The sequence below is a fragment of the Pseudarthrobacter sp. HLT1-3 genome (genome assembly GCF_059383535.1).
In genome coordinates this window covers 57,124-68,879 of record NZ_JBWZCJ010000024.1, presented here as the reverse complement: position 1 = coordinate 68,879, position 11,756 = coordinate 57,124, and the positions used below count along the sequence as shown (strand labels likewise).

The 11,756-nt window shown below is 66.6% G+C and carries 12 protein-coding genes; 5 read left to right on the top strand and 7 right to left on the bottom strand.

Annotated elements, in window-relative coordinates:
- Positions 1-167 precede the first annotated feature (167 nt).
- From AC50X9_RS18095 to AC50X9_RS18085, 3 genes are all read right to left on the bottom strand, one after another.
- A complete protein-coding gene (locus tag AC50X9_RS18095; RefSeq protein WP_494895795.1) occupies positions 168-602 on the bottom strand; it encodes a MarR family winged helix-turn-helix transcriptional regulator in 435 nt (144 codons plus the stop codon).
- Positions 603-778: 176 nt separating this feature from the next.
- Positions 779-1,978 carry an amidohydrolase gene (locus AC50X9_RS18090; RefSeq protein ID WP_494895793.1) on the bottom strand — a complete coding sequence of 400 codons (1,200 nt, stop codon included), beginning with the start codon at positions 1,976-1,978 and terminating at the stop codon, positions 779-781.
- A 122-nt stretch (positions 1,979-2,100) separates the two neighbouring features.
- Positions 2,101-3,246, bottom strand: coding sequence for a mannose-1-phosphate guanylyltransferase (locus AC50X9_RS18085; RefSeq protein WP_494895791.1), 1,146 nt, complete (start codon positions 3,244-3,246; stop codon positions 2,101-2,103).
- A 313-nt stretch (positions 3,247-3,559) separates the two neighbouring features.
- Here AC50X9_RS18085 and sdhC point away from each other — a divergent pair, with 313 nt between their 5' ends.
- The 5 genes from sdhC to AC50X9_RS18060 all read left to right on the top strand — a co-directional run bounded on the left by sdhC (position 3,560) and on the right by AC50X9_RS18060 (position 8,049).
- The gene (gene sdhC / locus AC50X9_RS18080) at positions 3,560-3,940 is read left to right on the top strand and encodes a succinate dehydrogenase, cytochrome b556 subunit (RefSeq protein ID WP_084507261.1); all 381 of its coding nucleotides are present in this window, start codon (positions 3,560-3,562) and stop codon (positions 3,938-3,940) included.
- A gap of 2 nt (positions 3,941-3,942) precedes the next feature.
- The gene (locus AC50X9_RS18075) at positions 3,943-4,440 is read left to right on the top strand and encodes a succinate dehydrogenase hydrophobic membrane anchor subunit (protein ID WP_494895789.1); all 498 of its coding nucleotides are present in this window, start codon (positions 3,943-3,945) and stop codon (positions 4,438-4,440) included.
- Between the two features lie 125 nt (positions 4,441-4,565).
- Complete coding sequence (sdhA, locus tag AC50X9_RS18070; RefSeq protein ID WP_494895787.1) at positions 4,566-6,365, top strand: succinate dehydrogenase flavoprotein subunit; 1,800 nt, start codon at positions 4,566-4,568, stop codon at positions 6,363-6,365.
- Between the two features lies 1 nt (position 6,366).
- Positions 6,367-7,149, top strand: a complete 783-nt coding sequence (locus AC50X9_RS18065; protein WP_494895782.1) for a succinate dehydrogenase iron-sulfur subunit — start codon at positions 6,367-6,369, stop codon at positions 7,147-7,149.
- Between the two features lie 129 nt (positions 7,150-7,278).
- Complete coding sequence (locus AC50X9_RS18060) at positions 7,279-8,049, top strand: alpha/beta hydrolase family protein (protein ID WP_494895778.1); 771 nt, start codon at positions 7,279-7,281, stop codon at positions 8,047-8,049.
- Here AC50X9_RS18060 and AC50X9_RS18055 read toward each other — a convergent pair.
- The 4 genes from AC50X9_RS18055 to AC50X9_RS18040 are packed head-to-tail and all read right to left on the bottom strand — an operon-like array spanning position 8,006 to position 11,756.
- Positions 8,006-9,058: a YihY/virulence factor BrkB family protein gene (locus AC50X9_RS18055; protein WP_494895805.1), complete on the bottom strand. Its 1,053-nt coding sequence runs from the start codon at positions 9,056-9,058 to the stop codon at positions 8,006-8,008. The genes AC50X9_RS18060 and AC50X9_RS18055 overlap by 44 nt on opposite strands.
- A gap of 55 nt (positions 9,059-9,113) precedes the next feature.
- On the bottom strand, positions 9,114-9,773 hold the full coding sequence (locus tag AC50X9_RS18050) for a 2'-5' RNA ligase family protein (protein ID WP_494895776.1): 660 nt from the start codon (positions 9,771-9,773) through the stop codon (positions 9,114-9,116).
- A gap of 4 nt (positions 9,774-9,777) precedes the next feature.
- Entirely contained in the window at positions 9,778-10,905 is a 1,128-nt protein-coding gene (gene trpS / locus AC50X9_RS18045; RefSeq protein WP_494895774.1) for a tryptophan--tRNA ligase, read from the bottom strand.
- Positions 10,906-10,922: 17 nt separating this feature from the next.
- Positions 10,923-11,756 (bottom strand): exodeoxyribonuclease III, encoded by an 834-nt coding sequence (locus AC50X9_RS18040; RefSeq protein ID WP_494895772.1) that lies wholly within the window; start codon positions 11,754-11,756, stop codon positions 10,923-10,925.

Sequence of the window (11,756 nt, the reverse complement as noted above, 5' to 3'; positions counted from 1 at the left end):
TACCACCGCAGGCCCACCGTCCCGGGCGCCCCCAGCCACGCCGGCATCAACTACAAAGAAACCAACCAGCTGTCACCAACAGCTTGATATATACCGAACTTCCGGCGAGCGGGAGCGCCTCCCGCGATTTCGACGCCGGCGTCGTCTGCCACGTCGGCGCGCGGGCGTCAGCGGGCGGTGTGCAGCGCGGCGGCGAGCCGACCGAGGGTCTCCCGAAGCTGGTCAAGTTCTGCAGGAGTCAGCCCGGCCGCATCGACGAGCCGCTGCGGGATGCCCGTGGCCCGTGCGCTCAGCGCGGTGCCTTCCTCGGTCAGGAAGATCTCGACCCGGCGTTCGTCCTCGGCCGACCGCCTGCGTTCCACCAGGCCGAGGGACTCGAGCCGCTTGAGCAGCGGGGAGAGTGTGCCGGAGTCGAGCCCCAACTCCTCCCCCAGCTCGCGGACGCTCCGCGGCTCCTCTTCCCACAGCACCAGCATGACGAGGTACTGCGGGTAGGTCAGGCCGAGTTCGTCGAGCAGCGGCCGGTACGCCTTTGTCGCGGCCCGGGAGGCCGAGTACATCGCAAAGCACAGTTGCCGGTTCAGGCGGGGAGCATTGGTCATATGAATACGATAGTCCACAATTAGATTGTGCACAACTCAATTGCCCCAGCTTCCGCCACCGCGGTACCCGAGGTCGGGGTTCGCGCCCATGGTGCGCTCCGGGATAGGCGCCAAGTCTCACCTCGGCGCCCGCGGCGCGGGCCCGTGCGCGGGTCCGGGCGCCCGTGGGCGATTGCTTAGAGGTCGCGGAGGGTGCGCAGGGCTGCCGCGGTGAGGACCTTGATGCCCAGGCCCAGGGCGCGTTCGTCCAGGATGTAGTCGCCGCGGTGCAGGTCGTATTCCTCGCCGCCGGGGGTCTTGGTGCCGAGGCGCATCATGGCGCCCGGGAGGTCCGCGAGGAACCAGGCGAAGTCCTCGCCGCCCATGGACTGCGGCGTCAGGACCACGGCGCCTTCGCCGATCTCGGCGCGGGCCGCGGCTTCGATCAGGGCGGTCTCGTGTTCGGAGTTAACCACGGGAGGCACGCCGCGGGTGTGTTCCAGGTGGACGTCGACGCCGTACGGGGCCGCGATCTGCTGCACGACCTCGTCGAGGATTTCCCCGGCGTCGTGCCAGGCGTCGCGGTCCAGGCAGCGCATCGTGCCGGCCATGTAGCCGCTGGCCGGGATCGCGTTGGGGGCGGAGCCGGCGGAGATCTGGCCCCAGACCACGGAGACGCCGCTGCGGACGTCAACTCGGCGGGAGAGCACGGCCGGAACGTTGATGGCGATCTGCGCCAGGGCAAAGACGAGCTCTTCGGTCAGGTGCGGGCGTGAGGTGTGCCCGCCGCGGCCGGTCAGTTCGATCTTGATGGTGTCGGAGGCGGAGGTGATGGCCCCGATCCGGGTGCCGATCTTGCCGACCTCGATCCGGGGATCGCAGTGCAGGGCGAAGATCCGGGGAACACCGTCGAGGACGCCCTGTTCGATGCAGCTTTGCGCGCCGCCGGGCATGGTTTCCTCGGCCGGCTGGAAGATGATCCGCACGGTGCCGCGCAGCGGTGCCTCCTCATGCATCCGCTGCAGGATCAGTGCGGCGCCTAGCATGGTGACGGTGTGCACGTCGTGGCCGCAGGCGTGGGTGACGCCGTGGTTCTTCGAGGCGAAGGAGAGGCCCGTCTCCTCGATGATGGGCAGGGCGTCGATGTCGCCGCGCAGGGCGGTGGCGATTGGACCCTCGCCGATGTCCACCGTCAGGCCCGTGCCTTCGAGGAGCCGGGGCTTGAGCCCTGCTTCCTCGAGGCGCTTCGCGAGCCTGTCCGTCGTGCGGAACTCCTTGAAGGACAGCTCCGGGTGTGCGTGCAGGTCCCGGCGGAAGGCGATCAGTTCCGGGAGCAGAGGCTCGAGCCACGGCCCCACCAGGGTGGTGGGTTCAGTCTCAGTAGAGTAATTGCGCACGGCCTAACTCTAGCGAGCGCACAAAGAATAGCGGCATCCCGTACGGCGCGTTACGGCCCGGGAAACACTTGCGCCCGCCCCGACGGGCGGCGGATAGCCGCCGCCCGGAGCCCTCCGCAGGACTAGAGGACGTCCGTGTCTCCACTGGCTTTCAGGGCGTCCACGGCCTGCTTCACGCGCTGCGAGTGTTCCTTGTGCATCACCAGCAAGGCATCCGGGGTGTCCACCACCACAACGTCCTTGATGCCGATCAGCGCGATCACCCGTTTGGTATCGGAAACCACGACGCCGCTGGCATCCTCGGTGAAGACGCGGGCGCCCTCGCCGATCACTGTGACGTCCTTGACTTCCTTAGCGCTGTTAAGCCGGCCGACCGAGGCAAAGTCCCCGACGTCGTCCCAGCGGAAGGTTCCGGGTACGACGGCCACGTCGCCGGCGGCCGCAGCCGGTTCGGCCACGGCGTAGTCAATTGCAATCTTGGGCAGCGTGGGCCAGACGCGGGCCTTGACCTCTTCGCGCTGCGGCGTGTCCCAGGCCTTGGCGATTTCCTGCACGCCGGCGAAAAGCTCGGGCTGGTTGGCTTCGAGGTGTTTGAGCATCAGCGAGACGGGGGCCACGAACATCCCGGCATTCCAGACATATTCGCCGCTGTCGAGATACTCCTGGGCGACCTCTTCGCTGGGCTTCTCCACGAACTCAACGACTGTCTGGGCACTGGGGGCACCGGCCACGCCGAGGTTCTTCCCGGACCGGATGTAGCCAAAACCGGTGGAGGGGTGCGTGGGCTTGATGCCGATCGTAACGATCTTCCCGGCCGCGGCAGCGTGGATCGCCTCCCGGACGGCCTCATGGAACAGTTCGTCCGGGCTGATCACCTGGTCCGCTGCGAAAGATCCCATGATGGTGTCCGGATTGCGTTCGTGCAGGATCGCGGCGGCGAGACCGATGGCGGCACCGGAGTCCTTGGGCTCGCTCTCCAGCACCAGGTCCGCGTCGTCAATCTCGGGAAGCTGGCGGCAGACCGCGTCGCGGTGGGCCATGCCGGTCACCACAAGCATGTGTTTGCCGGCGAGCGGCTCCAGCCGGTCGTAGGTGGATCGCAGCAGGGTACTGCCCGAGCCGGTGAGGTCGTGCAGGAACTTGGGGGCGGCAGCCCGCGACAGGGGCCAGAGGCGGGTCCCCACCCCGCCGGCCGGAATCACGGCAATAAATCGGCTCAGGGCCGAGTCTTGTAGTGAGTCCTGGCTTGTCGCTTTGTCTGTATTCATCACGGCTACTTTAGCTGAACGCAGTGCAAGGCTCCGTGATCCGGCGGTGGACACGGCATGGACGGCCCGCCGAAACCGCCCTGGCTCCGTCCCGAAGCCACCCTGAAGCCGTCCCGTCACGCAAGAGGAATGTGGCGTTCGTCTCAAAACCGGTCGGAAACCGCGCCGGGCGCCGTCACCAACGGGCGGCTGAATTGAATAAGCTGTGAGCGAAGCCTAGATTTAGGCTTGAGTTTATGAGTGCTCTCGCAGCAGGCGTTCCCCCCGCGTGGATCCCATGCCAGCGCCGCTGTGTTGCAGGGAGGTTTATTCAGTGCCGACAAAACCAGCTGGCACCTTGTACCGCGGCCGTGAAGGCATGTGGTCCTGGGTTGGACACCGCATTACCGGTGTAGTGATCTTTTTCTTCTTGTTGGTCCATGTGCTGGACACCTCACTGGTGCGTGTGTCCCCCGAGGCCTACACCGCCGTGATTGGTGCCTACAAGAACCCCCTGATGGCCCTGGGTGAAACGGGCCTTGTTGCAGCGATCGTGTTCCACGCCTTTAACGGCCTGCGGATCATCGCCGTCGACTTCTGGAAGAAGGGCGCGAAGTACCAGCGCCAGATGCTGTGGACGGTGCTCATTCTTTGGGTAGTCGTCATGGTGGGCTTCTCCATCCGCCACCTTTCCCTCGCCCTTGGAGGTCACTAGCCATGAGTGCAACTGAAATTCAGAGCCCACGCAGCGCCAAGGCGCCCGCTGCGAAGGTAGGCAGCGGCCGGATTGCGCCGCAGTACCGCCGCCACGGCGGTTCCAAAGGCAACTTCGAAATGCTCGCGTGGCTCTTCATGCGGCTGTCCGGCGTGGTCCTGGTCGTCCTGATCTTCGGACACCTGTTCGTCAACCTGCTGGTCGGCGAGGGCATCCACGCGATCGACTTCGGCTTCGTGGCCGGCAAGTGGGCCGACCCGTTCTGGCAGATCTGGGATCTGGCCATGCTGTGGCTGGCGATGCTGCACGGCACCAACGGTGTGCGCACCATCATTAACGACTACGCCGAGAAGGACGCCACGCGCCTGTGGCTGAAGATTGTGCTCTACACGGCCACCACCGTCATCATCATCCTCGGCACCCTGGTCATCTTCACCTTTGACCCGTGCCCCGTGGTCAACGGTGTCCAGCTGCCCGGCGGCTTCTGCCCCGCGCCGTAGCGGCGCAGCCCCAGCGGCACCCAATCAATGCCTGCCAGCGCAGGCACGGGATTTCCACGAGGTTTCACCGCGCCGGCTCCGCCGGCCGGTGTTGTTAGCGAATTTTGAGAGAAAGAGCGTCTGGTATGCAGGTCCATAAGTACGACGTCGTGATCGTCGGTGCCGGTGGCGCCGGGATGCGCGCGGCGATCGAATCAGGTCAGCGCGCCAAAACAGCAGTACTGACCAAGCTGTACCCCACCCGCTCCCACACCGGCGCGGCGCAGGGCGGCATGTGCGCGGCGCTGGCCAACGTCGAAGAGGACAACTGGGAGTGGCACACCTTCGACACCATCAAGGGCGGCGACTACCTGGTTGACCAGGACGCCGCCGAGGTCATGGCGAAGGAAGCGATCGACGCCGTCCTGGACCTGGAAAAGATGGGCCTGCCGTTCAACCGCACGCCCGAGGGCCGGATTGACCAGCGCCGCTTCGGTGGCCACACCCGCGACCACGGCAAGGCCCCGGTCCGCCGGGCGTGCTACGCCGCGGACCGCACCGGCCACATGATCCTGCAGACGCTGTACCAAAACTGCGTCAAGCACAACGTCGAGTTCTACAACGAGTACTACGTGCTGGACCTGCTGACCGTCGAAGAGGACGCTGTCCGCGAGGACGGCACGCCGTACAAGCAGAAGCGCGTCGCCGGCGTCGTGTCCTACGACCTCGCCTCCGGCGAGCTGCACGTCTTCCAGGCCAAGTCCGTGGTGTTCGCCACCGGCGGCGCCGGCAAGGTCTTCAAGACGACGTCCAACGCCCATACCCTCACCGGTGACGGCATGGGCATCGCGTTCCGCCGCGGCATCCCGCTGGAGGACATGGAGTTTTACCAGTTCCACCCGACAGGACTCGCCGGCTTGGGCATCCTGCTCTCCGAGGCCGCCCGCGGCGAAGGCGCAATCCTGCGCAACTCCGAGGGTGAGCGCTTCATGGAGCGCTACGCCCCGACCATCAAGGACCTCGCCCCCCGCGACATCGTGGCCCGCTCGATGGCCAACGAAGTCCGTGAGGGACGCGGCTGCGGCCCGAACAAGGACTACGTCCTGCTGGACCTGACGCACCTGGAGCCGGCGCACATCGACGCCAAACTGCCGGACATCACGGAGTTCGCCCGCACCTACCTCGGGGTCGAGCCCTACACGGAGCCGGTACCGGTCTTCCCGACGGCGCACTACGCCATGGGCGGCATCCCCACCAACATCACCGCCGAAGTCCTCCAGGACAACGACACGGTTGTCCCGGGCCTCTACGCCGCCGGTGAGGTCGCCTGCGTCTCGGTCCACGGTTCCAACCGGCTGGGCACCAACTCGCTGCTGGACATCAACGTCTTCGGCAAGCGCGCCGGCATTGCCGCCGCGGAATACGCCAAGACCGCCGAATTCGTGGACCTTCCGGGTGACCCGGAGGCCTACACCCTGGACCTGCTGGAGCACGTCCGCACCGCTGACGGCACCGAGAAGGTCGCTGCAATCCGCAAGGAACTGCAGGACACGATGGACGCCAACATGCAGGTGTTCCGCACCGCCGACACGCTGAACCAGGTCCTGACGGACATCGCGTCCTTCGAGGAGCGGTACCAGCGCATCAGTGTGCAGGACAAGGGCAAGCGCTTCAACCTGGACCTGCTCGAGGCCGTGGAACTGGGCTTCCTGCTGGAGCTCGCCAAGGTCATGACCGTGGCGGCCCTGCACCGCGAGGAGTCCCGCGGCGGGCACTTCCGCGAGGACTTCCCCGAGCGCGACGACGAAAAATTCATGAAGCACTCCATGGCGTACAAGGATGAGCATGCCCCGGCGGATGGTTCCGCGGAGGCCATTGCGGGCATCCGGCTTTCCACCAAACCGGTGGTCTTTACGCGCTACGAGCCGATGGTGAGGAAGTACTAAGATGACCGCTGAACTTGCTGAGCCAGCCTCCAAGGTCGAACTGCCCGCCCACATCGGGGGCGGCGGGGAGATCCCGTCCTTCGACGTCCACCTGAAGGTGCGCCGCTACAACCCGGAAGTCTCCGACGAGTCCACCTGGGACGACTTCCACGTGACCATGTACGGCACCGACCGTGTCCTGGACGCCCTGCACAAGATCAAGTGGGAAATCGACGGCAGCGTCTCCTTCCGCCGGTCCTGCGCGCACGGCGTCTGTGGCTCCGATGCCATGCGCATCAACGGCCGCAACCGCCTCGCCTGCAAGACCCTGCTGAAGGACCTGGACACGTCCAAGCCCATCACGGTCGAGCCGATCAAGGGCCTCCCGGTGGAGAAGGACCTGATCGTGGACATGGAACCGTTCTTCCAGTCCTTCCGCGAAGTCATGCCGTTCCTGATCAACCGCGGCCACGAGCCCACCAAGGAACGCCTGCAGTCCGCCGAGGACCGCGAGCGGTTCGACGACACCACCAAGTGCATCCTCTGCGCCGCGTGCACCTCGTCCTGCCCGGTGTTCTGGACCGACGGCCAGTACTTCGGCCCGGCGGCCATCGTCAACGCACACCGCTTCATCTTCGATTCCCGCGATGATGCCGGCGACATGCGCTTGGAGATCCTCAACGACAAGGAAGGTGTGTGGCGCTGCCGCACCACCTTCAACTGCACCGAGGCCTGCCCCCGCGGCATCCAGGTCACGCAGGCCATCGCCGAGGTCAAGCAGGCCATCCTGTCCCGCAAGATCTAGGAACCGGTTCGCCGGAACCCAGAGTCAGAACCTAAAGAACCAGTACCACAAGAACGACGACGACGGCGCCTCTCACCTTTGGGTGGGGGCGCCGTCGTCGTCCGGCCAAGAAACAGCGAAGAGGTCCACGTGTCCCGCTCCGAAAAAGTCTCCTTCCAGGGTTCCACCGGCGGGGTCCTCTCCGGCATCGTCGATGTCCCGGAGGGGCCCGTGAAGGGCTGGGGAGTGTTTTCGCACGGCTTCACGCTGGGCAAGGACAGCCCCTCGGCGTCCAGGATGTGCAAGGCGCTGGCGGACAGCGGGGTGGGCATGCTGCGCTTCGACAACCTGGGCCTCGGCGAATCCGCCGGGCACTGGTCGGAGGGCTCCTTCAGCCACAAGGTCGCGGACACCGTGAAGGCGGCCGAATTCATGCGCGAGTCCGGCCGGCCGGTCTCGCTGCTGGTGGGTCATTCCTTTGGCGGCGCCGCAGTGCTGGCGGCCGCACGGAAAATCCCGGAGCTCGACGCCGTCGCCACCGTCGGCGCCCCGTTCTCGCCCAAGCACGTGGCGCACGTCTTTGACGCGGCACTGGACCGGATCCTCAGCGACGGCAGCGCCGAAGTCGACCTGGGCGGCAAACGCGTGGAGATCCGCCGGCACTTCGTCGAGGACCTGGAGAACGCCGACCTCACGGACTGCATCCGGCGGCTGGGCAAGCCGCTCCTGGTGCTCCACTCCCCCACCGACAACACCGTCGGAATCGAGAACGCCAGCACGATCTTCCGGACCGCACGGCATCCGCGCAGCTTCGTCTCCCTCGAAGGCAGCGACCATCTGCTGACTGCCAAGGGCCAGGCGGCGCGTGCCGCGAAGATTATCTCGGCGTGGGCCGACCAGTACCTCGACGCCACCGGGTAGCCCCGGCCGGGCGGCTGCTCTCGCCGGCGTCCACCGGCGTCTTTCCCGGCTGGACCTGCCGGGGGCCCCAGCCGGTCTTCCTGGCCGCTGGCCCGTGCTTGAGGTCCTCCTCCCGGACCGCCGCCCAGGCGGCGCAGATCAGGTAGACCTGGCTGACCAGGTTGAACCAGATGAGCAGGCCGATGATGATCGCGAAGGGTGCCAGGATGGGGTTCTTTCCGGCGCTGGCCAGCAGCTGGGTGCTGAAAATCTGCAGCACCGTGGTGCCCACCGCGGCGAGGACGGTTCCTTCCAGCAGGGAGCGCCGCGCCAGCTTCAGCCCGGCGGCGAACCGGAACATGATCACGGCGGTACCCCAGCCCAGCAGCAGCGGCACCAGGATCGTGACCGACGTGGTCAGCGGCCCGGCCAGCAGCGGATCAAGCCGCAGCAGCCCGGTCACCCAGTCGGCCGCGGTGCCGAACACCAGGGACGCTGCGGCGCTGAGCACCAGGGCAACTCCGAGCAGCAGCAGCGTGCCGGCGTCACGCAGGACCTGCAGGACCGGGTTGATGCCCCGCGGGCCGAGCCGCATCATGCCCCGCACACCGTCGCGGATGCCGCTGATCCAGCCCAGGGACGTCACCACCGTCACCACCGCGGCGATCAGGGCGGTCCAGCCGAGGCCTGTGGGGTTCAGCAGGTCATAGGGATCAACCAGCCCCTCGCCGCCGTCGACCTTCAGGAGGCCGGGCGCCGTTATGGCCACACTCTTGATGATCTGGTCCAGCAGGGCCGGCTGGCCGCGCAGGACCAGGCCGGCCAGGGAGAATCCGGTGGCCAGCAGGCCCGTGACGGAGAAGAACATCCGGAAGCCGATGCCGGCACTCAGCAGCGGGCCGTGTTGGCGCCCGTAGTGCTGGAAGGCGCGCAGCGGCCGGACGGTGTTGAACCGGGCCAGCAGCCACTGCACCATCGCCAGCAGCGACGCCAGTCCCCCGCCCGAACGGCGGGACTTTCCCCAGTCCACCCTTTTCCGGATGACTTCCAGCTTCAGCCGGGCCAGTTCGGTGGGCAGCGGCGGCTCAGCGGGCGGCTGCTGCACCGTCCTCGCCTCGGTCGTGGTCAGGTTCGGTCCCAAAGTCAAGCTCTTCCCGTAGCTGCCAGATGCCATTGTCGTCGTGCTCGTAGAGACCCATGCTAGCCACCGGGAACGTGGCCCGGTAATCCTTGAGCACCGTTTCGGCCTCGTCGAGGCTTTCGGGAGCGACGTCGTGCGCGACGGTGACGTGCGGATGGTAGGCGAACGGCAGGTCCCGCTCCAGCGGCCCGGTCTGGAGCTGCCGGTGCAGGCTGACGCAGTCCCCGAAGCCGTCCTCGACGTTGAGGAACACCACCGGGGAGACCGGCCGGAAGGACCCGGTCCCGGCGATGGTCACGCTGAAGGGCTCCTGCTTGCTGGCGATCTCACGCACGTGGTTGCGGGTCGCTTCCCAGTCCTGGGTCATCGTGGTGGTCACGAGCGTGATGTGGGCCGGGATGACGGCCGCCATCGGATCGCCGAAGGAGGCCCGCCAGCGCTGGAGCTCCTCGGCGACCTCCGCCGGGAATCCCAGGATCACGCCGATGCTGATGCCGTCGGAGCGTTGTCCGTTGCCCGGAGCGGAGTCCGGAGCGGCGCTGACGACGGCGCGCGCGGTGGCGCGTTTCGGCTTCTTCGCGGTGACTTTGCTGACGGCGGACATCGCGCTAGCGTACTCCGTGGGTTCCGGCGTAGGGCAGGAAACCCACTTTGGCATAGACGTCGCGCAGGGTGACCGAGGCGATCTCCCGGGCCTTGTCCGCGCCGAGTGCCAGCAGCCTGTCAAGCTCCGCGGGGTCGTTCAGCAATTCGTTGGCCCGGTCCCGGATGGGGGTGAGACGATCCGCCACGACCTCGGCCAGGTCGACCTTGAGGTGGCCGTACATTTTGCCCTGGTACGCCCCGACGAGGGCCTCTACGCTCTGCCCGGTGATGGCCGAGTAGATGGTAAGCAGGTTGGAGACGCCGGGCTTGGCCTCGCGGTCAAAGCGGATCTCGGTCTCCGCGTCCGTCACGGCGGATTTGATCCGCTTGGCGATGACCTTAGGGTCATCCAGGAGGTTGATCAGGCCCGCCGGTGATTCCGCCGATTTGGACATCTTGGCGGTGGGGTTCTGCAGGTCATAGATCTTCGCGGAGTCCTTCTGGATGAAGGGCGCCGGAACGTTGAAGGTCTCACCGAAGCGGGTGTTAAAGCGGTGGGCCAGATCGCGGCTGAGTTCCACGTGCTGGCGCTGGTCCTCGCCCACCGGCACGCCGTGCGGCTGGTAGAGCAGGATGTCCGCGGCCTGCAGCACCGGGTATGTGAAGAGGCCGACGCTTGCCTGCTCCGAACCGTGCCTCGATGCCTTGTCCTTGAACTGGGTCATGCGGGAGGCCTCGCCGAAGCCGGTGATGCAGTTCAGGACCCAGGCCAGCTGGGCGTGCTCGGGCACCTGGGACTGGACAAAGAGGGTGCACTTGTTCACGTCCACGCCGCCGGCAATGTACTGCGCGGCCGTGACGCGGGTGCGGTGGGCAAGTTCCGCCGGGTCCTGCGGCACGGTGATCGCGTGCAGGTCCGGGATGAAGAAGATCGCGTCGAACTCGTCCTGCATTTTGACCCAGTTCACCAGGGCGCCGAGGTAGTTGCCCAGGTGCAGGGAATCCGCCGAGGGCTGCATGCCGGAGAGGATGCGCTGGCGGACCCCGGATGCGGGGGCGACGAAGTCAGCGGCGGCGGTGGCGGTGGCGGCGGCTGCGACGGTTTCGGCGGCAGCGCCGTTGACGGGGGTCACAGTGGAAGGAGAGGTCATTCGTGGGAGCCTTAAGACTAGAGCTGGTAGTCCACTACCAGCGGAGCATGGTCGGAGAAGCGGGTGTCCCAGGACGGCGCCCGGTCAACAACGGCTGACACTGCGGAAGCAGCGAGGGCGGGCGTGGCCATGTGATAGTCAATGCGCCAGCCGGTGTCGTTGTCGAAGGCCTGTCCCCGTTGCGACCACCAAGTGTAGGGGCCGTCGACGGTACCCGCCAGGCCCCTGTGAACATCCTTCCAGCCGATGTCCTCGCCAAAGAAGCGGTCAAAGTACGCGCGCTCCTCCGGGAGGAAGCCGGCACGTTTGACGTTGCCCTTCCAGTTTCGAATGTCCAGCTCGGTGTGGCCGACGTTGAGGTCGCCCACCACCAGGGCGTGGTCGCTGTGCTTGGCCAGCTCGGGAAGCCGGTCGACCATCACGTCGAGGAAACGGAACTTGTCGTCCTGCTTCGGCGTGCCCGCCTCGCCGGAGTGCACGTAGGCGCTGGCCACGGTCAGCTGGGAAGCCTCGCCGGCGGCGTTCCGCACGATGTAGTCGGCCTCGACCCAGCGGCCGGCGGTGGCGAAATAGTCGTCGCCGATGCCCACCCGGGTCTGCTGGGGTTCGGCGCGGGAGGCGATGGCAACTCCGGCCCGGCCCTTGGCCTCGGCTTCGGCGTGCAGGATGAACCAGCCGTCGCCGAGCAGCTGATGCACAATCGCGTCGGGCGCCCGGACTTCCTGCAGGCAGAGGATGTCCACTTCGCGCGGCTCAAGCCATTCCGCCATGCCGTTCCGGTAGGCGGCGCGCATGCCGTTGACGTTAACTGATGCGATGCGAAGGTTGTCCTTCTTCAATGCCGAACTCAC

Bases quoted from the DNA above. Each gene is read 5' to 3' on its own strand.
- AC50X9_RS18065 (WP_494895782.1), top strand. From the start codon at position 6,367: ATGACCGCTGAACTTGCTGAGCCAGCCTCCAAGGTCGAACTGCCCGCC.
- AC50X9_RS18085 (WP_494895791.1), bottom strand. From the start codon at position 3,246: ATGAATACAGACAAAGCGACAAGCCAGGACTCACTACAAGACTCGGCC.
- AC50X9_RS18050 (WP_494895776.1), bottom strand. From the start codon at position 9,773: ATGTCCGCCGTCAGCAAAGTCACCGCGAAGAAGCCGAAACGCGCCACC.
- trpS (WP_494895774.1), bottom strand. From the start codon at position 10,905: ATGACCTCTCCTTCCACTGTGACCCCCGTCAACGGCGCTGCCGCCGAA.
- AC50X9_RS18075 (WP_494895789.1), top strand. From the start codon at position 3,943: ATGAGTGCAACTGAAATTCAGAGCCCACGCAGCGCCAAGGCGCCCGCT.
- AC50X9_RS18095 (WP_494895795.1), bottom strand. From the start codon at position 602: ATGACCAATGCTCCCCGCCTGAACCGGCAACTGTGCTTTGCGATGTAC.
- sdhA (WP_494895787.1), top strand. From the start codon at position 4,566: ATGCAGGTCCATAAGTACGACGTCGTGATCGTCGGTGCCGGTGGCGCC.